This window comes from Nocardia sp. GP40 (assembly GCF_050434125.1).
GTDB classification, from domain to species: Bacteria; Actinomycetota; Actinomycetes; order Mycobacteriales; family Mycobacteriaceae; genus Nocardia; species Nocardia albiluteola.
The window spans coordinates 1-22,359 of record NZ_JBNPVW010000028.1; the positions used below are offsets into that span (position 1 = coordinate 1).

The following is a 22,359-nucleotide window of genomic DNA, read 5'->3' on the forward strand; positions in this document are numbered from 1 at the left end:
CGGTCGTGGTGCCCTTGCTGCCGGAGTTGTTGTAGTTGGCGTCCAGCGAGGTGATGTCCTCGCCCGGGGCGGCGACGCCGACCCACGGCCCGGGCACGGTGAACTTCGACGGAGCGCCGGTCGAGGGGTTGATGGAGCCGACCGAGAGCACGTAGTCGTCCCAGCGCGCCGGGGAGACGTTCATGTTGACCTTGCTCCACAGGTCCGCGGAGGGATCGGTGGGGTCGAGCACGGGGTTGGTGCCCTTGCACACGTCGTTGTTACCCGCGGCGACCACCACGACGACGTCCTTCTGCAGCGCGGCGTACTGCACCGCCGCACCGATCTTGTCATCGGCCAATGTGCCTGTGACGCAGGTGACTTCGGAAATGTTGATCACCCGGGCGCCCAGATCCGCGGCATGACGGATCGCCGAGGCCAGCGTGTCCAGGTTGCCGTAGCTGAACCCGGCGATGTCCTGCTGACTCGCCCCCACGGACTGGCCCTTGAGTTCGAAATATCCGCTGGTCTGGCGGATCGCGACAATGCGCGCGTCGGGTGCGACACCGGCGAAGCCCTGTCCTTCCACCCGGCTGGCGCCGATGAGTCCCGCGACGACGGTGCCGTGGCCGTCGCAATCCTGGGTGCCGTCGCCGTTGCTGACGTAGTCGCCCCCGGCGACCAATCCGGGCAGCCGGGGATGCCGCACGACGCCGGTATCGATGACCGCGACCGTTTGCCCCGCTCCCGAGGAGAACTTCCAGGCATCGGGAAGGTCGAGCACACGCTGGGGCAGCGGGATGGCGGCGCCGTCACCGCCCGGAACGGAGCTGACACACGGGGTGTTCGGCTTGGCCTCGGTCTCCTGCGGCGGGTGCGGTGTCCCGTCGCCGGGCAGCGCGCTCGGATTCACCGCGGGCGGGCGATCGGCGAATGCCGTTCCCGCGCCGACGGATACGCTCAGACCGAGCACCGTGGCCGCCGCGACTATGCGAATGAGCTTGTGCCCGAACATTTTCGGATTCATGCCCGGCCTACAGCGAGAGCGATCGGATGATCGAGTACAGGTTCGCCACCCAGAACGCCAGCGGCAGGACGGCCGCGACGAAGGCGTACTCGAGCAGTTCCACCGCGCGCCGCATGGGCGGGGTCGCGGTCTGGTTGGGAATGATCAGGCCGCAGATCAGGGCGCCGATCAGCAGCACCATCGCGGCGCCGAAGACGGCCAGCGGCTGGGCCTGGGTGACGGCGGCGCCGAGCATGACGGCCAGCAGGATGGCCGCGCCGCCGCTGATCAGCACGATGGACAGTTCGGCATTGGTGTAGGTGCGGCTGCGGAACAGCAGCACGGCCGCGGCCACCAACGCCAGCGCGATGCCGGGCCAGAACGGGCTGCGTGCGCCCGGATCGCAGCCGGCCAGCGCGCCCACGACCGTGACCAGCGTGGTCGCCGCGACCATGCCGTCGAGGTACATCCGGGCGTGCTCGGACTTCTCCTTCAGCACGTCCATGGTCGGCAGGGCGCGATGGTCGTCCGGATCGTCCTCGGTCGGATCGATCGGCGTGCCCGGCGAGGGCACCGGCGGCAGTGGCAGCTTGGCCAGCAGCATCGACACTCGGGGTGCGAGCGACAGCGCACCCAGCGCGAGCACCGCCGCGCCGGCCCCGAGGGCCCGGGCCGGCTGATGAACCAGCAGCCCGACCAGGGTGGCTGCGATCGCGAACAGTGAGACCGTACTCGTACCGATATATACGGCCAGCCCGACGCCGCTGACCCGCCAGGCCAGAATGGCCGTCGCGCCGACCAACACCGAGCCGAGCAGCATGTTGGCCCAGCCGTAGTGATGGTGCTGCAGCGGAACGAGCAGCATGCCCGCGGCGAACGCGCTGGGCAGCGCGCTGCCGCCGATCACCAGCGCGGTCGAGGTGTCGCCGTACATGCGGGACATCACGGTGCCCGCGACCACGAGCAGGACGGTCAGCAGCGCCGCGACCGCGCCGGTGATCCAGCCCGGCATGGCCTCGGGCGCGCCGAGCAGGCCCGCGCAGCCCACGATCATGGCCAGTACGGCGATGACCGAGGCCGAGAGCCGGGCCAGCTTCGGCGACCAGGTGCGGAAGGAGTCCTCGTCTGCGATCGCGACGTTGTACATGATGTCGTCGAACAGCGGCGTCGGCGCGACGTGGTCGGCGCTCTCGAGCATCAGCAGCTCACCGTCGCGGACCCCCTGCTCGCCCAGGCTGAGCGAATTCGAGAACGGCGGCTGGCCGATGCGCGCGAGCACCCATTCCGCGGGCTGGAATTGTTCGCCCCCGGTATCGAAATCATTGTGGCGGCTGTTTTGCGCCACCATGTCCACGACGCTCGGGATGACCAGGGCGACCGGCACATCGACCGGAATCGCCATATCGACCTGAGTGTGCTTGGCCAAGATTGTGACTCGGGCAAGATCCGGGGCCCGTACGATCCCCCGGCTCGCATCATCTTCGATGTGGCTCATTCGCGCGTGCGTCACGCTGCCCCCAACTCCGTCTCTACCTGGTGTTTCCGCAAGCGCGCGAGTTGCGGTCGCGCGGTTGACCCGTGCAGAATGCTGGTCGAACTGTACGACATGTCGGCGCTGACCTCTACACTGAGGCCCGCACCAGGCTGTTGAAGGGGGAGCGTTCGTCGATGAGCACAGTCAGATTCCAACGCCGCCAACGCCGTGAGGTTCCGCGCACGCCCGGTGGCGAGGTAACTCTGCAGCCACCGCCCGAAATCCCCCGCGCCGTACCCGGCGGACTCATGGGCAAGCTCATGCCCGTCGTGATGATGGTCGGCATGGTCGGCATGATGGCCATCATGTTCACCAAAAGCGGTGGCATAGGCTCGAATCCGACGTCGTTGATGTTCCCGATGATGATGGTCTTCTCGATGGTCGGCATGTTCGCCAACGGGGGCGGCAAGGGCCAGAAGGCGGCCGAGGCCAACGAGGACCGCAAGGACTATCTGCGCTATCTCGACCAGGTCCGCAAGGATGTCGACGAGACCGCCACGCAGCAGCGCGCCGCGGTCGAGTGGAGCCACCCCGAGCCCGGCCTGATCTGGATGCTCGCGGGCACCAGCCGCATGTGGGAGCGCCGCCCGGGCGACAAGGACTTCTGCCACGCCCGCATCGGCCTGGGCGGGCAGCGCCTGGCCACCCGCCTGGTCTCGCCGGAGACGGGCCCGGTCGAGGAGCTCGAGCCGATCGCCGCGGTCTCGCTGCGCCGGTTCGTGCGCACCCACTCCACGGTTCCGGATCTGGCCACCGCCATCGCGGTGAAGGGTTTCGCGGCCATCCAGCTCAACGGCGATCGTGCCCAGGCCCGCGACATGACGCGCGCAATGTTGTTGCAGCTGTGCATGTTCCAGGCGCCGGACCAGGTGCTGGTCGCGGTCGTCTGCGGTGCGGACACCATGGCCGAATGGGAGTGGACCAAGTGGCTGCCGCACACCCAGCACCCCGAGTCGCAGGACGGCGTGGGCACCGAGCGCATGGTGTACGGCTCGATCCGCGAGATGGCCGCGGGCCTGGCGCCGTTGCTGCACAACCGGGTTCGCTACTCGCGTAACCAGCCCGCCAACCAGCATCTGACGCACATCATCGTGGTGGTCGACGGCGGCCTGCTCGAGGCCGAGGAGGATTCGCTGCGGGAGTCCGGGTTCGAGGGCGTCACGGTCCTGGACCTGTGCAATTACGCTCCGCGCCTGTCGGTTTCGCGCGGTATCCAGATGGTGGTGGAGAACGGCGAGTGCACCGGCCGCGGCGCCACCGGCAATATGGAGCGCTTCGCGATCATCGACCGGATCAGCGCCCGCCAGGCCGAGCAGGTCGCGCGGCGCCTGGCGCCGTTCCGGGTGGTAACAGCGTCCGGTGCGGACACCTCGGCCTCGGAGAGCCACGAGGCGATCACCTCCTGGGCTCAGATGCTCAACCTCGGCGACATCGGCACGTTCAGCCCGGACAGCCAGTGGAAGCCGCGCTACGGCCGCGACCGGCTGCGGGTGCCCTTCGGCCTGGGCGCCGACGGGCAGCCGGTGTTCCTGGACATCAAGGAGGCCGCCGAGTTCGGCACCGGCCCGCACGGCCTGTGCATCGGCGCCACCGGTTCGGGTAAGTCGGAATTCCTTCGCACCCTGGTGCTTTCGATGCTGGCGATGCATTCGCCCGACCAGCTGAACCTGGTGCTGGTCGACTTCAAGGGTGGTGCGACCTTCCTCGGCCTGGACGGCGTGCCGCACGTCGCGGCCGTCATCACCAACCTCGAGGAGGAGGCCGACCTGGTCGGCCGCATGCGCGACGCCCTCGACGGCGAGATGAACCGGCGGCAGGAGTTGCTGCGCGCGGCGGGCAATTTCGCCAACGTCAGCCAGTATGAGGAGGCCCGCGCCGCGGGCGCCGATTTGGATCCGCTGCCCGCGCTGTTCGTCGTGCTCGACGAGTTCTCCGAACTGCTGCAGCAGCATCCGGACTTCGCGGATCTGTTCACCATGATCGGCCGCCTGGGCCGCTCGCTGCAGGTGCACCTGCTGCTGGCCTCGCAGCGGCTGGAGGAGGGCAAGCTCAAGGGCCTCGAGTCCCACCTGTCCTACCGCATCGGCCTGAAGACCTTCTCCGCCAACGAATCCCGGCAGGTGCTGGGTGTGCCCGACGCGTTCAACCTGCCCGCCAGCCCCGGTGGTGGCTACCTCAAGACCAACGACGGCGAGATCCGCCGCTTCCAGGCGTCCTACGTCTCGGGCGATTACGTCGGCGGCGGCTCGCAGCGCGAGGTCACCCACGCCGGCATCGTCGGCGGCGAGATCGACATCCACGCCCGCGCGTTCACCGCCGGTCACGTCGACTTCCGGCCCGGCGACCGGTTGCAGACGGCGTCCACGCCGAGCGGGCCGCAGGAGACCGTGCAGGACGAGAACGGCGAGAAGATCTCCAATGTGGGCATGCTGGTGTCGCGGATCCGAGGGCACGGCCGCCCGGCCCACGAGATCTGGCTGCCGCCGCTGGACGACGCGCCGACCATGGACCAGCTGCTGCCGCGCTCGCTGCTGACCGGCGACGTCCTCCCGATGGCCACGCTGACCGCCCCGATCGGCATCGTTGACCGGCCCTACCATCAGCGCCGCGATCCGATGGTCGTGGATCTGTCCGGTGCGCGCGGCAACGTCGCGATCATCGGTGGTCCGCAGTCCGGTAAGTCCACCGCGCTGCGCTCGCTGATCATGGCGATGTCGCTGACTCATACCGCCGAGCAGGTGCAGTTCTACTGCCTCGACTTCGGCGGCGGCACGCTGACTGGTCTGCAGGGCCTGCCGCACGTCGGCGCGGTGTCGGGCCGGCTGGACGAGGACCAGGTGCGCCGCACCCTGTCCGAGATGCAGGGCATCGTGCGCTCGCGCGAAATGCGGTTCCGGCAGCTGGGCATCGAATCCATGCAGGAGTTCCGCCGCCTGCGCGCGAGCGATCCGTCCACCAGCCCGGCCGCCGCCGGTGCGCACGAGGATCCGTTCGGCGATGTCTTCCTGGTCATCGACGGCTTCGGCACCATCCGCCAGGATTTCGACGTGCTCGAGCAGCACATCATCAACCTCGCGGTGCAGGGGCTTTCGTACGGTGTGCATGTCGCCATCGGCCTGAACGCTTGGCGTGAAGCGCGCCCCGCGCTCAAGGACCAGATCGGTACACGCATCGAGCTGCGTCTGGGCGATCCGATGGATTCGGATCTGGGCCGTAAGTTCGCTTCCCTGGTCCCGATCGGACGCCCTGGCCGAGGCATGACGGCCGAGAACCTGCACATGCTGACCGCGCTGCCGCGCATCGACGGCGACTCGAACCCCGAGACGCTCAGCTCCGGTGTCGCTGCCGCGGTGGCGGCGCTGCAGAAGATGACCCCGGGCCGTCCGGCCCCGCGGGTGCGTATGCTGCCCGAACGGCTGGACCGGCAGGAGCTGCTGCAGGTGGCCGGGAACTGGCAGGGGGATCCGTCGCAGAAGTGCCTGCGGTTCCCTATCGGCATCAACGAATCCGAGCTGGCGCCGGTGTTCATCGACTTCGATGTCAGCCCGCACTTCGTCATCGTCGGCGACAAGTCGGGTAAGTCGACGCTGCTCCGCTCGATCGCGGAGGGCATCATGGCCTCCAACACCCCGGATCAGGCCCGCATCATCATGGGTGACTACCGCCGCGCCCTGCTGGGTCTCATCCCGAAGGAGTACACGGCCGGATACGGTTCCACCGCACCGCAGTTCACCGATCAGATGTCCGCTCTGGCGGGCTATGTCGAGAAGCGCACGCCGGGACCCGACGTGACGCCGCAGCAGCTGCGCGACCGGTCCTGGTGGAGCGGGCCCGAGATCTACGTGCTCGTCGACGACTACGATCTGGTCGCCAACTCCCAGGGCAACCCGGTGCAGGCCCTGCTCCAAAGCCTGCCGCACGCACGCGATCTCGGTTTCCACGTGATCATCGCGCGGCGCGCGGGTGGCGCGAGCCGGTCCATGTACGAATCGACGATTGCCAGCATGCGCGACCTCGGCTCGTCGGCGCTGATCATGAACGGCAGCCGCGACGAGGGCGTGCTGTGGGGTAAGGCGCGGCCGTCGGAGATGCCCGCCGGCCGCGGCATCTACGTCACGCGCGGCGGCGAGGAGCTGATTCAGACCGGCTGGATGCCGCTCACCTGATGAGCGTCGTAGATGTAGTACTGAGCGATAACCGGCTGTGGGCCCGCAGCGAATCGACACACTGGGATGGTCCGCCCTCGATCGTGCCCGCCAGCGACGGCACGAGTTTCGTTGTGGGGGAACAGCTGCGGCCGCAGTATCCGGCGGTGTCGATGGTGCGACTGGCGGCGGCCGACCGGATCGCCTTCTCGCGGTCGCAGCTACCGCCGATCACGGACGCCTGGGCGGTGACCCTCGGCGCGGTTCTCAACAACCTCAGCCTGCCGACGCCGTGCGAGCAGCTCACCATCGTCGGCCCGTCCGACTGGGGTCGTCGGCGCCGGGCCGCGGTGGAGGCGGCCGCGCGCCGCATGGTGCAGCGGGTGAACATCGAGCCACTGGCGCGGCGTGCGGCCTCGCTCGGCGCGAGCACCGCGCAGCAACAGCGGATCGCGGTGCTGGAGCTGAATCCGTTGTCCACCACCGTCACCCTGGTCGGCCGGTCCGGACAGGACACCTGGATTCAGGCGTGTGAGCACGAGCCGGCCGTCGGGCTGGCCGATGTCGACGAGGGGCACGGCCTGCCGGACGTGGTCGCGGTGATCGCGCGACTGCTCGCCGGGCAGCCGCCGACCTACCTACTGGCCGCGGGTGTTTCGGACCCGGCCCTGCTCGAGGCGCTGTCGGCGATCCTGGCGCAGCAGTGCGGCTTCCCGGTCGACGTGCGCCCGCTCTCGGGCGTCGAACTCATCCGCGGCGCGCACCCCGGAATGTCGATGCCCCCCGCCCCGGCGGCCCTGGCGCCGCCGGTGGAGTTCGATTCGCTGCACCAGCAGGCGGTCGCCACCCGTCCGCCCGAGACCCGCCGCAACGCGCTGTACATCGGGATCGCCACGGCGGCGGTCCTGGTCCTGGTCCTGGTCGGCGCGGTGATCGCGCTGACCGCGGGTTCGAAGTCCAAGCCCACCGCCGCGTCGACCTCGACCGCGGTGCCGTCGCCGGGCGCGGTCACCACCACCAGCGCACCCCCGCAGCCCCCACAGTCGTTCGGCCACCTGCAGATTCGGATCCCCTCGGGTTGGCACGTGTCCAAGCAGGTCGGCGACAATGTCTACCTGTCCCCGGACGACGGGTCCCGCCAGCGCATCACGATCGAGCAGAAGGCCCTCACCGCGGGCGCGACCGTCGACAATGTGGCCGATTCCCTGGACGTGCAGATCAAGCACAGCCCCACGGGCAGGTTCAGCGAGCTGACTCGCAACGCCGTCTTCGCCGACCGCTCCGGACTGTCCTACGAGGAATACCCGGGCGGCGGCACCACCGTCCGCTGGCAGGTGCTCGTGGATTCGGACGTCGAGGCCAGCATCGGCTGCCAGTATCCCCAGGACAAGTGGCAGGCCCTCGCGCCCACCTGCGAACAGGTCGTGCGCGATGTGAAGGTCACGCAGTAGGTTCGCCGCGTCACCGGCCGGGCAGCACCGGTTGGGTCAGGCCGTTCAGCGCGCCGATCTCACGAATCAGTCCGGCGGTGTCGTCGTCCGAGGCCGGGTAGTTCTGGGCGCCCTGGACGATCTGCTCGGCATTGGTGGACAGCGCGGTGATGAAACCGTTGATCTCGCCGTGCAGCTTGGTCGAGAAATCGATCAGCGCCTGGCCGGTGGTGAAGCCGGGATTGTTCTTCGCGGCCGTGGCCTGGGAATCGAAAAACTTGTTCGTGTCGGTGATCGCCTGGCTTGCAAGGTCTTTCAGGCGACCGCCGATCTTCGCGACGTCGGCGGGTTTGATGGAGATGTCGTCGGCACTCACGGATGAAGATCCTTTCCCTCACCACGTAACCTTGGGCTGCACGATCTGTGTGTTCTGCTTGCCCAGGCCCTGCTGGAATTCGGGCAGCCGGCCGTAGAGCGGATAGTTCTGGGCATCGCCCGAATGCTGGGTGTACAGCACCTGATTGTCGGGCAGGACCCCGGTGACGATGACGGTGTGGTGGGTGTCGCCGGCGTGCAGATGCGCGGACGGATCGTTCTGGGTCATGGTGTAGTACATGACATCCCCGGGCCGAGCCTGGCTGGGCGAGACGACGGTGCCGCCGTTGCCGAGAAAGAAGTCGTGGTTGTTCTGGGCGGCGCCCCAGGTCGGGGTGTGCGAGAGGCCCGGCAGCGGATCGCTGCCGTTGGCATTGCTGCCATCGCTCCAGCCCTTGGTATCCCAGTGGCGCGGAATCAGCCCGTCCCAGTCCTCCTTGAACGGCATATTGCCGCCGTAGGCGAGGGCATCCGAGGCGAAGTTGGTGCAGTTGTCCTTGTTCTTCCAGTCCAGGCTGGAGTTGTTCCAATTGCTCAGGGCGTACGCGACGGTGCCGACCGAGCTGTAGCCGAGCCCGGGCCGATCGATGTCCTTCTTCACCGAGTCCGGAATCCCCGGCAGGTTGTAGATCTGAACCGGGCAGGCCCTTTCCAGATCGAACTGTTCCTCGGGCGTGAGGCCGTTCCACCAGGCGGCGTTCTCCTGGGGTGACAGCCCGGCCGGAATGGTGTCGGTCAGTTCCTGCAGGGCCTTTTTCGTATTGTCGGCCTGAATCTGCTGGGCCTGATCGACACTGGTCTTGGTGATGTCGGGCTTCGCGGCCGCGTTGAGCGCCTGGGTGCACAGCGCGTCGGCCTCGTTGGCGGACTTGATCGCGTTGTTGATCAGTTTCTGCGCCTGGTCCTTCGCCGTGGTCATCCTGTCCAGGGCCGAGGTCGAATACGGACCTATGGGCAGCGAGACGGTGCCGGTGCTCTGATCGATGTACAGACCGTGGCTCGTCGCGAGGTGGACGCCCTCGCCCAGTTCGGTCTGTGCCGTCTGGATCGCGTGATTGAGGGTGTCCAGCGGATCGACCGCGGCCCTGGCCAGAATCGAGGTCACCTCCGCCTGGTCCGCGACCGTGGTGAGGACCGAACGGGCCTGGCCGGCCGCCCAACTCGACCAGGCGCCATCGAGCGGCTTGACGCCGTTGTCGTGGATATCGTCCTTGATTCGCTCACACTGCTTGGCGGCGGACAGCGTGTCGTCGGCAGCGGTAGTCCACGACTGCGGTTGTGCGTCACGGAGTTCAGCGAAGCTCACCATGCGATTCCCCGTTGTCGATCTTCACGCCTGACAGTGTAGAACCGGGCGAAACGCACTGTCCTGCTAGAGGAAATCGGGGGTGCCCATCGCCTTGACAGCGAATTACACTGGTCAGCAACCAGTTTGGGAACGCCATTGTGAACGAAGAGTGGCCGCGGTCACCCTCGATTCGGCTGCCGTTCACAATGGCGCAGGCCGGATCGGCTCGGTGAGCTACAGCGTGACCACCACTTTGCCGTGGACGTGGCGGGCGGACTGCAGTGCCACGGCGTCGCGGATCTTGTCGATCGGGAAGCTTGCGGCGATCGGGACGGTGAGCTTGCCCGCGAGGATGGCGGCGGTGATCCGGTCCATGGCGTCGGCTGGTGCGTCGATGCCGCCGGTGGCCCGCACGCCGCCGGGTGGGGTGGGGCCCGCGGCGACCGTGCAGATCCGGTGCGGCGGGATGCCGAGAGCGAGTGCGGTTTCGGCGGTTTCGGTGCTGAACAGGTCGGCCGCCGCGGTGACGCCGAGGGCTCGGACCCGGTCGGCCAAGCCGGGGCCGTAGGTGACGGGTTCCGCGCCCAGCTTCCGCAGGAACTCGAAGGTGCTCTCCGAGGCGGTTCCGATCACGCGGGCGCCGGTGAGGGTCGCGAGCTGAATCGCGAAGATGCCGACACCGCCCGCGGCCCCACCGATCAGGACGGTATCGCCGGAGCGCAGGTCGACCGCGGCAAGCGCGGCGGACGCCGTCATGCCCGCGATCGGAAGCGCGGCGGCCACCTCGTCGCTGATGCCCTCGGGCGTGTGCCACAGATTCTCCGATGCCGAGGCGACCGTCCCGAGTACCACGTGGTCGGCGACGGCACGGCCGAGCGCGCCGCCGTAGACGCGCTCACCCACGGCAAAACCCGTTGTGCCGCTGCCTACCTCGTCGACGACGCCGGCGAAGTCGAAGCCGAAGCCCGCGGGCAGGGTGACGCCGAACCGCGCCGCCGCCTCGGGATTCGAGGCGATGCCCCAGTCCACGGGATTCAGCCCGGCGACGGTGACGCGGACACGCACCTCGCCCGGACCAGGGTGCGGCTCCGGTACCTCCCGCACTTCCAGTACCTCTGGGCCGCCGAACTTTTCGTAGATGACAGCGCGACTCATGCGAACCTCCAACGAGTGATAAGACTTGGTCCCATCACTCTACTCCAGTGATGGGACCAAGTGCCATAGACTGTTTTCATGGCCCGCTGGCAACCCAACGCATCCGAACGACTCGTCGTCGCCGCCCTCGACCTGTTCGCCGAGCGGGGCTACGAGAACACCACCGTGATCGAGATCGCCGAGCGCGCCGGGCTCACCAAGAGCACCTTCTTCCGCTACTTCCCGGACAAGCGCGAGGTGCTGTTCGGCGCGAGCGTGATGGCCGAATTGGTCGTCGAGGGGATCGCCGCGGCGCCGAGCACGGCCACCCCGCTCGACGCGATCGCCCATGCCCTCGACATGATCGGCAGGGAAGTCTTCACGCCCGAACGACGCGAATTCGGCGCCAAGCGGCGGGCCGTGATCGCCGCCAATCCCGAACTGCGGGAGCGGGAGGCGCTGAAGGGACTGAGCCTCGTCGCCTCGATGGTGGACGCGCTCGAGCGCCGCGGTGTCCCGGACCTGACCGCGCGCGTCGCCGCCGAGCTGGGCGCGGTGGCCTGGTCGATCGCTCACCAGCGGTGGAGCGACGGGGGGGACGGCGAGGGGTTCGGCGAGGTCGCCCGGCGAACACTTGGCGAGGTGCGGGCGGCCGCTACCCGGGTACTGACCGCCGAGCAGTTGGGTGCACCCGAAGCGATCGCCTAGATCGGCTCCCAACCGGGCCATCTTCGGAAGCCGGAGTCCCCGCGCAGACAGGAAAAGCGCAGGCGCGCCTGATCGACCAGGGACAGGTCGCCGGTGGCGGCGCGGGCGGCCCGGACAAGCAGGCGGAATTCCAGGATGTCGCGCAGGAGATAGAACGTGGGCCGGCGCATGACGTTGATGATCCACGGCTTACGTCCGGTTTGGTGACCGGCGTTAAGGAATCTCCCACTTTCCGCACAGCGACCCGCAGGAACACTGTGAGTGAATGGGGCACGTGCTGACTTCCCCCGCGCCGACGATCGCACCCGAATCACCGCCGACCGACCGGGAGGGCCCCAGCACCTGGGATCGCGTGGGCTTGGCCCTGCTGCTGGGCGGTACCGCGGTCGCCTACCTGTGGAACATCACCGTCAACGGCACCGCCAACGCGTTCTATGCCGCCGCGGTGTGGTCGGCGACGCGCAGCTGGAAGGCGCTGCTGTTCGGATCGCTGGATCCGAACAACGTCATCACCGTCGACAAGCCGCCGGTATCGCAGTGGGTGATGGGCCTGTCGGCGCGGGTGTTCGGCTTCGGCAGTGCCGCCGAACTCGTGCCCCAGGCGCTGATCGGGGTGGCGACCGTCGCGCTGCTGTACGGCGCGGTACGGCGGCTGGCCGGGCGCAATGCCGGTCTGCTCGCGGGCGCGTGCCTGGCGCTGATGCCGGTGGGTGCGCTGATGTTCCGGTTCGACAAGCCCGACCCGGTGATGGTGCTGCTGATGACGGCCGCGGTCTACGCGCTGGTGCGGGCGCTGCCCGCCGCGAGCACGAAATGGCTTGTGCTGGGCGGGATCGCGCTCGGGTTCGCCTTCCTGTCCAAGATGCTCGAGGGCCTGATGGTCGCCCCGGCGCTGTGCCTGACCTATCTGATCGCCGCGCCGAATCCGCTGCGGCAGCGGTGTATTCAGCTGCTGGCGGCGCTGGCCGCGCTGGTGGTGTCCGCGGGCTGGTATGTGGCGCTGACGATGGTGTGGCCTGTCTCCTCGCGGCCCTATATCGCGGGCTCGACGGACAACTCGTTCATGAATCTGGTGTTCGGCTACAACGGATTCGGCCGCCTGCTCGGTCACCGCCCCGCCGGTCACGCGGGCAAGGCCCGGCCGTTCGCCGACGGCCCGGCCCGGCTGTTCACCGGCGAATTCGGCTTCGAGATCGGCTGGCTGCTGCCCGCGGCGCTAATGGCCCTGGTACTGCTGCTGGTTGCGCGCCGCGGACGGCCGCGCACCGATTCGATTCGGGGCGCCGCCATCGTCTTCGGTGTCTGGCTGATCATCGACGGCGGCGTGCTGAGCTATATGAGCGGGACCGTGATCCCTTACTACACACTGTCGATCGCGCCCGCGGTTGCCGCGCTGACCGCGATCGGCCTGCACGAGATGTGGGGTGCGCGCGATACCTGGTTCGGTCGCGGCGGTGCGGCCGCCCTGGTACTCGTCAGCGGCGTCTGGGGTTTCGTGCTGCTGCACCGCAACGCCGGGTGGCTGCCGCCGCTGCGCTGGACGCTGCTGGCGGTCGATGTGATTGCGGCCGCGGCGCTGCTGTTTCCCCTCATGCCGCGGCCCGGCGCCCGGATCGCGCTGGCCGCGGGGCTGGTGGGTGCGCTGGGTGGCGCGGGCGCGTATACCGTTGCGTCGCTGGGGCAGCCGCATCAGGTCCGGCTCGTGGCCGGGCCGACGGTGCACGGGAACGGCGCGCCCGATCCGGCGGCGAATTTCCCGCTGATCGCGATGTTGAAGGGCACCCGGACGGACTGGTCCGCGGCGGTCGAGTTCTCCCAGGACGCCGCCGTGCTGGAATTGGCCTCGCGCACACCGGTCATGGCGATCGGCGGCTTCCGCGGGACGGACGGGGCGCCGACGTTCCGGCAGTTCGTCGGCGATGTGAGCGCCCACCGGATCACCTACTACGTCACCCTCGGCGGCAAGCGGCGGTCCAGGACGCATGCGGACATCAGGACCTGGGTGACAGGGCATTTCAAGCCCATCCACCTCGGCCGGGCCACCGTCTACGACATGTCCGGATACCACGCGGCGGCGGCACCGCGAAAATGACAGTGGCCCTTGGTGTCTCGCGCACCAAGGGCCACCGGGCGCCCCGGCCCTACCGGAGCGCGGCCGAATCCTCGGCGACCCGCCCGAAATCGAGCTTCACGATCTGGTCCGCGCAGTGGAAGTAGCGGTCGTCGTGGGTGATGACGATGACGGTCTTGTTGCGCCGCTTGAGATCCGCGAGGATCTCGGTGTAGAACACCTCGCGAAAGCGGGGTTCCTGATCGGCGGCCCACTCGTCGAAGACGTAGATCGGCCGGTCCTCGAGCAGCGCGGTGAGCAGGGCCAGCCGCTTGCGCTGGCCCTGGGACAGGGCCAGGGTCGACAGGCGCCCGTCCTGCACCGTCACCTTGTGCGCGATCTGCAGCTGTTCCAGATAGCCGCGCACCTCGTCGTCGATGCCCGGGCGATCGAAGCCCAGGTAATCCTCGAACAGGTGGAAATCGGTGAACACCGCCGAGGAATTCTGCCGGAACCACTCGATGTTCTCGTGGTCGATCGGCTCGTCGTTCACCGTGAGCGCGCCCGTGCGCGGCACGTACAGGCCCGTGATCAGTTTGGCCAGTGTCGATTTGCCGCTGCCGTTGCCGCCGATGACGAACGAGACCTGGCCCGGTTCGAACGTCAGATCCAGCGGGCCGAGCGCGAAACCGGAACCCTCCTCGCTCGGCGGCGGTAGCGGAACCGGCAGATCGTGCCGCAGGCCGTGGTCCACCGTGCGATTGCCGTTGACGTCGGGGCGCAGGCCCTCGGGCGCGCCGTGCGGGGGCGCGCCCGGAAGATCGTGCCGCGGTGCATGATCCGGTCCGCGATGTCCGTTCGGATGCGGCCGGTGCGGCGGGGGCGGGCCCCCGGCGGGTCGTGCGCCCGGCGCCGCCTTCCCGCGCCCGGGGACCTTGCGTTCCCGCATCGGCGGCATCCCCGGCCCGCCGGGGACGGGCGGGATCGGCGGCGGCGCCTCGGTCCGGTAGCTGTAGCTCACATCCGTCAGCCGCAACCGGGCCTCGGGGACGAGGGGCCGCTCGGTGTACGGCAGCAGCTCCTCGTTGTGCATGGTCTCCATGGACAGGTTCATCGCGCGGATCTTCGCCAGGGCGACATCGCCGCGCACCAGATCCGGGAGGCGGTGCATGAAGTTCTGCATCGGCATCGCCAGGAACGTCGTCACCAGCACGTAGCCCACCATCACGTCCAGCGACAGGTGTAGCGCCGAGGCGATCGCGAACAGGATCGCCGCCATGGTGCCCAGCTGCAGCAGCTGCCCGAAGCCCTGCGCCAGTGAGAATTTCGACCCGGCCTCGACGTTCTGCGCGCGCAGTTCGCGGGCCGAGCCGAGCAGATGCCGGTCCATGAACTCGCGCCGCCGCCCGCGGTGCAGCTTGAGCTCCTTGATGCCCAGCGTGACCGCCTGGAACGAGCGCAGCAGCCCGTCCTCGTTCTCGCGCGCGGCGCGGTACAGCGTGCGCACGCGCTTGAGAACCAGTTCCACGCAGCCGATTCCGATCAGCGTCCCGGCGACGGTGACCGCGAAGATCGGGCCCGACACCATCGCGAGGAAGACGAAGCAGCCCACGATGGTGGCCACGTCGACGCAGATGCTGGGGATGGCGGTGACCGCCTCGGACAGCGAGCGCACGTCCTCGGTCAGCGTGGCCATGAGCCGGTGCGTGCCGAGCACCTCGAGGTGTTCCAGTGGCGCCGAGACGATTCCGGTGCTCAGGTCCGAGCGCAGCCGGTAGATCGCATCCTGGGCCAGGCGGATCAGCAGCAGCTGCGAGAGCACCCCGCTGATCAGGATCACCAGCGCCGCGAGGGCGAAGCTCGTGACGGTGACGGGTGGATGTGGGGGCGGTGAGACCACCCCGCGAATCAGCGTCACCAGATAGGTGTTGGCCACACCGCAGACGAGGCCGGCGATGATGACCGCGGAGATCCGCAGCCACGAGATGGAGACGAGATATCGGAGGAGTTGCATGGTTGCCGCGTCTTTCGGATACGGTGTCGCCGGGCTACCGGCGAATGATGTCGAAGATCATTCCCTCGAGGGTGACCCCCGGCGCGAAGGAGAACGCGACGCCGGTCGAGATCGGCCTCGGACTCTCCTGCTGAATCAGCCCACCCGTCGCCCGACCACCGCCCCTCATCGAGTCGCTTCGCGACACAAACTCTTCGAGCACGAAGATCAGCGAAACGCTGAGCATGTTCCCGTATCGCGCGAGCACGTCCCAGCTCGGCGCCGCCTGCTCGGCGGGAATGCCCAGCGACCGCACGGACTCCTCGATGATCTTGGGCCCGCCTGGATGGATCGCCCACAGATCGATGTCGGACTTGCGTAATCCGTTGCGGCCCAGCATCTCCACGATCACCGGATCCACACCGGCGTAGATGTAGCCGGGCAGGCTCGGGGACAGCTCGCAGGTGATGCCGTGGTGGTTCACCCCGAGCACGATCCCGTCCTCGGCGTCGTCGAGCAGATGGCTGAAGCCGTCGCGGATCACCACGCTGCCCGGCGCGAGCGGCTGGTGCACCTGGCTCGCGCCGACGACCACCGCGCCGCAGCCGTCGCCGAAAAGGCTGTGCGTCACCACGTCGTTCACGTCGTCCTCGAAGACGGCGTTGACCGAACTCAGCTCGAGGCAGATCACCAGCGCCTTCTTGTCCGGATGCGCGCGGACGAAGTCCACGGCGGTGCGCATCGCGTTCATCGCGGCCGCGCAGCCCATGAAATTCACCATCACCCGGCCGATCTCGGGCGAGAGGCCGAGCTGTTTGACGACCGCGACATCCACGCCGGGCGCGATGAATCCGGTCGAGGTCGCGAAGACCAGCAGCCCGATATCGGCCGCCGGATCGCCGAGGCCGGCCACCGCGCGCCCGGCGACGTCGACCGCCAGCGGCACTGCGTGCCGGTAGAACAGATTCATCCGCTCCCGGATGGTCGCGGGGCGGCGGCTGAAGTCGAGGAATTCGTCGTCGAGCGGGTCGACCGCCAGGCTCCGGGTCCGGACTCGGGTCTTGGAGTAGATCCGCGGAATGCGGTCCCGCTGTGCCGGATCGGCGAACAGCGCGGCGACCCGCTCGGCGGAGGCGGCCTGGTCCATGACCCGGTCCGGCGCGCCCGTGGCGATGGATTCGATGACGCCCACCGTGGTCGGCGGCGCCGGGGGCAGCTGGGCGAGCGCGCGCTCGCCGTCGACCGTTTCCCGGATCACCTCCGCCGTACGGGCGCCCCCCTCATCGAATGTGAAACTCACGAAATTCTCCAGTTCCTGTTACTCGTAACGAATCTTGCGCGGGGACGGGTCAGACCGTCCCGATGCCGGTGAATCCCTGCACCATGTAGACCACGCAGGTCTTGAGCGCGTGCGGCGCGAAATGCTCACGCGCGAAACCCCATTGCCGCTCCTCCGCATCGCGGGAGGGCGCCAGCAGGTAGGTGCGGAACTGCTTGGGGAACCGGTCGGTGAAGAAGCTCTTCGCCGGAAGCCATTCCACCCCGAATTCGGCCGCCTCCTCGCGCACCACGTCCTCGGTGGCGATGTTGGCGAATCCGGAACGCTGATAGGGCAATACGTGATGCACGCGGTGCGAGCTCAGGCCCGCGGACAGGAAGCAGTCGATGTAGCGGTTGCCGACCAGCTTCAGGTCGTAGGCCTGCTCGAGCTGGTTGACGCCCCAGTCCTCGGTGTCGGCGGCGGGCAGCTCGCCCACCTCCTCCTCGAAGTCGTGACTGGCCACGACCAGGAAGGTGCTGATCCACAGCGTGATCACGAATTGCAGTGCCCAGGCCCAGAAGTCGCCCGCGACCGCGAACGCGACGAGCTCGCCCAGGAGCAGGAATCGCACGGCGAAGGAGCCGATGAAGTGCGGCAGCGCGCCGCCCCAGGTGCCGTACATCTCCGCAATGCCGACCTTGCGGGTCAGGCGGCAGACATCCAGCAGGCGGATGGTCATGCCGGTGACCGTGTGCCCGAACTTGTGGATTGTGTGCACCGGTACCCGGTACACCCGCGGAATGCGCATCATCATGGTGAAGACGTTCTTCTTGATGTCGACTTCACTCTGGGTGTGCGGGTGGTGCAGCAGGGCGTGGCCGTCGGCGGTCACGAACGACAGCGCCACGTAGTTGAAATCGAAGGCATTGGTGAAGATCTTGTTCATGCCCTTCTGCGCGCGGTGAATCCCGTAGTGGCCGAATCCGGCCAGGGAACTGCGCAGCAGCACCATGGCGATCACGAAGACCGGCAACGGAATCCAGCTCCGCTCGAACAGCCGCAGGCCCTCGACCGCGAAGTACGCGATCGCCAGCACGACCGCAACGATGTTGAACAGCTTGTCCATCCGCTGCAGGCGCGCTGCGATCTCGGGCTCGGTCAGCCGGGCCTTGATCTTGTGCAGCAGATCGTTCTTGTCGTCGAAGCGGTATTTCGGGGTGTCGGTCCAGCTGTCGAAACCCTCGGTGAACAGGAAGTCCGGCGCGTTGTTCTTCGGGTGGATGTCCTCGGGCAGGGCCTGGCGGTCCAGCGAGTAGCGCTCGAGCATGCGGGCGATCCGCTCGGGTTCGCGATGGTAGGACCCGATGATGGAGGTGATGTCGCGGTTCTTGGTGCGTCCGATGAAGAACTCGCCGCCGGGATGCTTGGAGATCCAGTCGCTCAGGTCGTAGGCTTTGCCGTTGTAGATCCACACATTCGACACCGGCGGTGGGCCCTCGGGCATGGGAGGTCGACTGAACTCCCGCTCCTGTATATCCGGGCGGTCGATAGTCATTCTTCCCTCCATGTCTGATCGGCACTGCGATGCCGCTGCCGCCGATCAGGTCTACCGGTCGATGCTGCGTCGGGCTCGGTGACTCAGAGTCGCTGCAGCACCTTGTATTCGACTGAATATTCGCTTAAGCGCTTCGGCGCCCCTCGACGGGCGCGGGGAAAACACAGGCGTGCGGCCGGGTTCGGCTCATCGATGCCGAAGCCGGTGCGGCGGAACGGATTTCCGGTCCGAAACGGCCGCAACCGGTCCGGGAGGCGCTGCGCGGCGATTGCCGATGCGCCTTCCGGACCGGTTCGGGCTTGCACAGGTCACGCGTTGCGTTTTAACCCGCCGGCTTGGTGACGGTGACGGGCTTGGACCAGTTGGACAGATCGATCTTGGCGCTGCCCTGGTCCTTGGTGACCACGGCCTGCACCAGGTTCGGGCCGGTGCCGGGCGAGGCGGCGGTGGAGGGCAGGGTCGTCGCGGCGGACGAGCTCGCCGGCGGCGCGACATCGGTGATCCACAGGGTGATGGGCATGGCGCCGGCGGCGGAGTCACCGCCGATCTTCGGCACGACCGGGTCGATGGTCGTGGCGTCGATGGTTCCGGTCACCTTGACGGTGTCGACACCGTTGACCTTCTCGCGGGCGACGGCCTTGGCCTTGGTCACGTGCGCGATGACGTTGCCCAGGCCCTTGTCCTTGTCCAGGATGACGCCCGGATCGTAGATCTTCTCCGCGCCGCCGACGGGGACGTAGGTGCTGCCGTCGGTGGAGGTGTAGGCCTTCTTGTCGACGACCAGGAACTTGGCCTTGGTGAACGGAGCGTTGGGCTGCAGGCGCACGCTCGCATCGCCGATCGCCTGGCCCGAGGGCTGATTGGTGACGTCCGCGGAGATGGTGTCGATCGGGAGCTTGGGGATGTTGGTGACCGCGATGTCGAGGTGCACCGAATGCAGGGTCTCGGTGGTCTTCGAGCACTCGGACACCAGTTGCGCGCCGTCGGGCAGCTGCGCCGGCGGCGGCGAGGACGGGGAGCTGGAGCCCGCCGCGGTCGTGGTGGAGCCGGAGTTGGAGCTGCAGCCCGCGGCCAGTGCCCCGAACACCGACACCGCGACCATCACCACCCCCAACTTGGACGGACGGCGAGCGGAACCCACGTGCCGAATGATGTCGTTCAAGGTCAACCCCCGGAGGTTAGTTTCAGTGCTCGGTCGGCCGCGGACGCAGCGACTCGCGTCGTGGTATCCGGCGGATTCCCCGTGTCCGCTCGGCGAGCGGCTCGCGGGCATTCAACCAGCATGGCGGCGTCCATGTCGACCGGTTACCCGAAGAGCCTGGTGGGCAGGGGCTTACGTCAGCATCCGGCCGTGGGAATTTCATCGGATAAGCGCTTGTTGACCTTTGGGTTCGGCGGCGGGCGAAGCGCGCCTATTCGACAGTCCCGCAGCGCCGATTGGAGCAGCTCGCGCTGAGTTGGAGATCACAAATCGAGCGGAGCGAAAGCTCTCAGCTTCTGTTAGGCTACTAAACGGAGATTGACTCCGTTTGCTTTCGTGGGAGGGTTCCACAGGTCATGGCGATGTTGAAGACTCGCCCGCACTACAACGTCGTATTTGCCGTACTGCTGCTCGGAATTGCCGCGTACGGGCTCTTGCAGTCGTTGGTCGTGCCGGTGTTCTCGTTGTTGATTCCGGCGTTGCACACCTCGCAGAGCACCGCGACGTGGCTGATGACCGGTTATCTGTTGTCGGCCTCGGTGGCCACGCCGATCCTCGGGCGGATCGGCGACAAGGTCGGCAAGGAGCGCATGCTCGTCGTCACCCTCGTCGCGCTCGCGGTGGGCTCGCTGATCGCGGCGCTGACCACCTCGGTGAGCGTGATGATCGTGGCGCGCGTGATCCAGGGCCTGGGCGGCGGCGTGATTCCGCTGGCGTTCGGCATCATTCGCGACGAGTTCCCGGTGAAGAAGCTGAACGGCGCGGTGGGCATCGCCTCCTCGCTGATCGCGGTCGGCTCCGGAATCGGCCTGGTGCTGGCCGGTCCGATCGTCCAGCACCTGAACTACCACTGGCTCTTCTGGATTCCGATGATCCTGACCGCGATCGCCGCGGTGGCCGCGGTGGTGTTCGTGCCCGAGTCGCCGGTGCGCAGCCCGGGCCGGATCAACTGGGCCGCGGCGATTCTGCTGTCGGCCTGGCTGGTGGCGCTGCTGCTGGCGGTGAGTCAGGGGCCGAAGTGGGGCTGGGCCTCGGGCTGGACCCTCGGCCTCTTCGCGGCGGCCGTGGTGTGCGCGATCGCGTGGGTGGTGGTCGAACTGCGTTCGGACTCACCGCTGATCGACATGCGGACCATGCGTTTCCCGGCCGTGTGGACGACCAACGTCGTGGCCGTGCTGACCGGCGCCGCGATGTACGCGATGATGACGTTCCTGCCGCAGCTGCTGCAGACCTCCAAGTCGGTCGCGGGATACGGCCTGTCCCTGAGCATCACCAAGTCCGGGCTGTACATGCTGCCGCTGTCGGTGGCGATGTTCCTCATCGGTTTCGCGATCGGGCCGATGGCCGCGCGCATCGGCTCCAAGGCGATCGTGCTGATCGGCGCCGTCATCACGACGGTAGGCTTCGGGATCCTCGCGGTCGGGCACGACCAGAGCTGGGAGATCTTCCTGACCGCCGTGCTGCTCGGCCTGGGTATCGGCATGTCGTTCTCCTCGATGCCCGCGATCATCGTCGCGGCGGTGCCTCCGGCCCAGACCGGCGCGGCCACCGGCATGAACGCCAATGTGCGGACGGTCGGCGGCGCGATCGGCAGCGCCGTCTCCTCGGTCATCCTGACCTCGGGCACGCATGTGGCGCACGGGCTTCCGTCGGATTCGGGCTACACGGGCGTGTTCTGGTTCCTCGGCGGTGTTTCGCTGCTGGCGGTGCTGGGATCGATCGTCATCCCGTCCGGCCGGACGCGGAGCGAGCAGCACTCGGAGGTTGTGATCGAGTCGCTGTCGGCCCCGGATTCCATTCCGGTGGCGGAGTTCGCGCTCGCGGCCACACCGTCGGTCAACGGGACGAACGGATCGGGTCCGGCGCATCGGGTGGCCAATTCGACCGGCACGGTGTCGGTCTCGGCGCGGCCGGTGTCGAACCGCGCCGCCGATCCCGCGGGGCACTCGATTCAGGGCGGCGTGCGCCGGGACGGCGGCGGCATCGTGACCGGTGTCGTGCTGACGCTGATCGGTCCACGCGGACAACAGGTTTCGCGGACGGGCACCGATGCGGACGGCGAGTTCGCCATCGACGCCCCGAACCAGGGCAGCTACGTGCTGATCGCCTCGGCCCCCGGGCATCAGCCCGCCGCGGTGAGTGTCCTGGTCGGCGCGCGGCCGCAGCGGGTGGAGATCGCACTGCCGAGCTCGGGCGAGCTCACCGGCACGGTGCGTCGCGCGGGCAGCGGGGCGCCGATCGCGGAAGCGACTGTCACGCTGACGAATACCCGCGGCGAGGTGGTCGGGGCCGCGGTCACCGGCGAGGACGGCGCCTACGCCTGCGGCGTGACGCCGGGCGTCCACACGGTCGTCGCGGTGGCCGCGAACATGCGCCCGGCCGCGGGCACCTTGACCGTGCCCGAGAGCGGAATGCTGCGCCACGACATCGAATTGGAGCCGACGGCAGTGCTCGCGGGCGCGGTGCAGGCCGGTGACCGGCTGGTGCCCGACGCGCAGGTGAGCGTGCTGGATGCCGACGGCGATGTGGTCGCGGTCGCGCGCACCGACGCGAACGGCCGCTACCTGGTGCCCGATCTGGCCGAGGGCCGCTACGCGGTGGTCACCCGCGGCTACCCGCCGGTGACCAGCAACGTGACGGTCGAGGGCAACCGGATCACCCACGATGTGGACCTGAGCTACAACTGACCCCATCGGCCCG

At 68.1% G+C, this 22,359-nt stretch carries 15 protein-coding genes; 5 read left to right on the forward strand and 10 right to left on the reverse strand.

Translation table 11 applies throughout. The features are described from left to right. A partial coding sequence (locus ABH933_RS43655; protein ID WP_429455305.1) for a S8 family serine peptidase occupies positions 1 to 1,006 on the reverse strand: 1,006 nt, incomplete at its 3' end. A gap of 7 nt (positions 1,007 to 1,013) precedes the next feature. After that, positions 1,014 to 2,480, reverse strand: a complete 1,467-nt coding sequence (gene eccD, locus ABH933_RS43660) for a type VII secretion integral membrane protein EccD (RefSeq protein WP_429421871.1) — start codon at positions 2,478 to 2,480, stop codon at positions 1,014 to 1,016. Between the two features lie 173 nt (positions 2,481 to 2,653). Between eccD and eccCa the strand changes: the two genes are divergently transcribed. Both eccCa and ABH933_RS43670 read left to right on the forward strand, forming a co-directional pair. Continuing rightward, positions 2,654 to 6,685, forward strand: coding sequence for a type VII secretion protein EccCa (gene eccCa, locus ABH933_RS43665; protein WP_429421873.1), 4,032 nt, complete (start codon positions 2,654 to 2,656; stop codon positions 6,683 to 6,685). Next, positions 6,685 to 8,115 carry a type VII secretion-associated protein gene (locus tag ABH933_RS43670; protein ID WP_429421875.1) on the forward strand — a complete coding sequence of 477 codons (1,431 nt, stop codon included), beginning with the start codon at positions 6,685 to 6,687 and terminating at the stop codon, positions 8,113 to 8,115. The genes eccCa and ABH933_RS43670 overlap by 1 nt, the downstream gene beginning before the upstream one ends. Before the next feature lie 10 nt (positions 8,116 to 8,125). Here ABH933_RS43670 and ABH933_RS43675 read toward each other — a convergent pair whose 3' ends face one another. From ABH933_RS43675 to ABH933_RS43685, 3 genes are all read right to left on the reverse strand, one after another. Continuing rightward, complete coding sequence (locus ABH933_RS43675) at positions 8,126 to 8,470, reverse strand: hypothetical protein (RefSeq protein ID WP_429421877.1); 345 nt, start codon at positions 8,468 to 8,470, stop codon at positions 8,126 to 8,128. Positions 8,471 to 8,488: 18 nt separating this feature from the next. Continuing rightward, complete coding sequence (locus tag ABH933_RS43680; RefSeq protein ID WP_429421879.1) at positions 8,489 to 9,778, reverse strand: amidase domain-containing protein; 1,290 nt, start codon at positions 9,776 to 9,778, stop codon at positions 8,489 to 8,491. 213 nt (positions 9,779 to 9,991) lie between these two features. Next, on the reverse strand, positions 9,992 to 10,912 hold the full coding sequence (locus ABH933_RS43685) for an NADP-dependent oxidoreductase (RefSeq protein WP_429421881.1): 921 nt from the start codon (positions 10,910 to 10,912) through the stop codon (positions 9,992 to 9,994). Between the two features lie 78 nt (positions 10,913 to 10,990). On the opposite strand from ABH933_RS43685, the gene ABH933_RS43690 reads away from it, so the two are divergent. Continuing rightward, complete coding sequence (locus ABH933_RS43690) at positions 10,991 to 11,599, forward strand: TetR family transcriptional regulator (RefSeq protein ID WP_429421883.1); 609 nt, start codon at positions 10,991 to 10,993, stop codon at positions 11,597 to 11,599. Here the strand turns inward: ABH933_RS43690 and ABH933_RS43695 are convergent. Then, positions 11,596 to 11,769, reverse strand: coding sequence for a hypothetical protein (locus tag ABH933_RS43695; RefSeq protein ID WP_429421885.1), 174 nt, complete (start codon positions 11,767 to 11,769; stop codon positions 11,596 to 11,598). The two genes, ABH933_RS43690 and ABH933_RS43695, sit on opposite strands and share 4 nt — an antisense overlap. 95 nt (positions 11,770 to 11,864) lie before the next feature. On the opposite strand from ABH933_RS43695, the gene ABH933_RS43700 reads away from it, so the two are divergent. Beyond that, positions 11,865 to 13,691: an ArnT family glycosyltransferase gene (locus tag ABH933_RS43700; RefSeq protein WP_429421887.1), complete on the forward strand. Its 1,827-nt coding sequence runs from the start codon at positions 11,865 to 11,867 to the stop codon at positions 13,689 to 13,691. Between the two features lie 49 nt (positions 13,692 to 13,740). Here the strand turns inward: ABH933_RS43700 and ABH933_RS43705 are convergent, their stop codons facing one another. From ABH933_RS43705 to ABH933_RS43720, 4 genes are all read right to left on the reverse strand, one after another. After that, entirely contained in the window at positions 13,741 to 15,663 is a 1,923-nt protein-coding gene (locus tag ABH933_RS43705; RefSeq protein ID WP_429421889.1) for an ATP-binding cassette domain-containing protein, read from the reverse strand. A 34-nt stretch (positions 15,664 to 15,697) separates the two neighbouring features. Further along, entirely contained in the window at positions 15,698 to 16,900 is a 1,203-nt protein-coding gene (locus tag ABH933_RS43710; RefSeq protein ID WP_429421969.1) for a type III polyketide synthase, read from the reverse strand. Positions 16,901 to 16,991: 91 nt separating this feature from the next. Continuing rightward, positions 16,992 to 18,458, reverse strand: coding sequence for a fatty acid desaturase (locus tag ABH933_RS43715; protein WP_429421891.1), 1,467 nt, complete (start codon positions 18,456 to 18,458; stop codon positions 16,992 to 16,994). Positions 18,459 to 18,780: 322 nt separating this feature from the next. Beyond that, complete coding sequence (locus tag ABH933_RS43720; protein WP_429421971.1) at positions 18,781 to 19,560, reverse strand: LppX_LprAFG lipoprotein; 780 nt, start codon at positions 19,558 to 19,560, stop codon at positions 18,781 to 18,783. A gap of 455 nt (positions 19,561 to 20,015) precedes the next feature. On the opposite strand from ABH933_RS43720, the gene ABH933_RS43725 reads away from it, so the two are divergent. Next, a complete protein-coding gene (locus ABH933_RS43725; protein WP_429421893.1) occupies positions 20,016 to 22,346 on the forward strand; it encodes an MFS transporter in 2,331 nt (776 codons plus the stop codon). Positions 22,347 to 22,359 lie beyond the last annotated feature (13 nt).

Coding starts and splice junctions, on each gene's coding strand:
- ABH933_RS43680 (WP_429421879.1), bottom strand. CDS start 9,778: ATGGTGAGCTTCGCTGAACTCCGTGACGCACAACCGCAGTCGTGGACT.
- ABH933_RS43690 (WP_429421883.1), top strand. CDS start 10,991: ATGGCCCGCTGGCAACCCAACGCATCCGAACGACTCGTCGTCGCCGCC.
- ABH933_RS43670 (WP_429421875.1), top strand. CDS start 6,685: ATGAGCGTCGTAGATGTAGTACTGAGCGATAACCGGCTGTGGGCCCGC.
- eccCa (WP_429421873.1), top strand. CDS start 2,654: ATGAGCACAGTCAGATTCCAACGCCGCCAACGCCGTGAGGTTCCGCGC.
- eccD (WP_429421871.1), bottom strand. CDS start 2,480: ATGAGCCACATCGAAGATGATGCGAGCCGGGGGATCGTACGGGCCCCG.
- ABH933_RS43685 (WP_429421881.1), bottom strand. CDS start 10,912: ATGAGTCGCGCTGTCATCTACGAAAAGTTCGGCGGCCCAGAGGTACTG.
- ABH933_RS43725 (WP_429421893.1), top strand. CDS start 20,016: ATGGCGATGTTGAAGACTCGCCCGCACTACAACGTCGTATTTGCCGTA.
- ABH933_RS43705 (WP_429421889.1), bottom strand. CDS start 15,663: ATGCAACTCCTCCGATATCTCGTCTCCATCTCGTGGCTGCGGATCTCC.
- ABH933_RS43700 (WP_429421887.1), top strand. CDS start 11,865: ATGGGGCACGTGCTGACTTCCCCCGCGCCGACGATCGCACCCGAATCA.
- ABH933_RS43715 (WP_429421891.1), bottom strand. CDS start 18,458: ATGACTATCGACCGCCCGGATATACAGGAGCGGGAGTTCAGTCGACCT.
- ABH933_RS43695 (WP_429421885.1), bottom strand. CDS start 11,769: ATGCGCCGGCCCACGTTCTATCTCCTGCGCGACATCCTGGAATTCCGC.
- ABH933_RS43720 (WP_429421971.1), bottom strand. CDS start 19,560: ATGGTCGCGGTGTCGGTGTTCGGGGCACTGGCCGCGGGCTGCAGCTCC.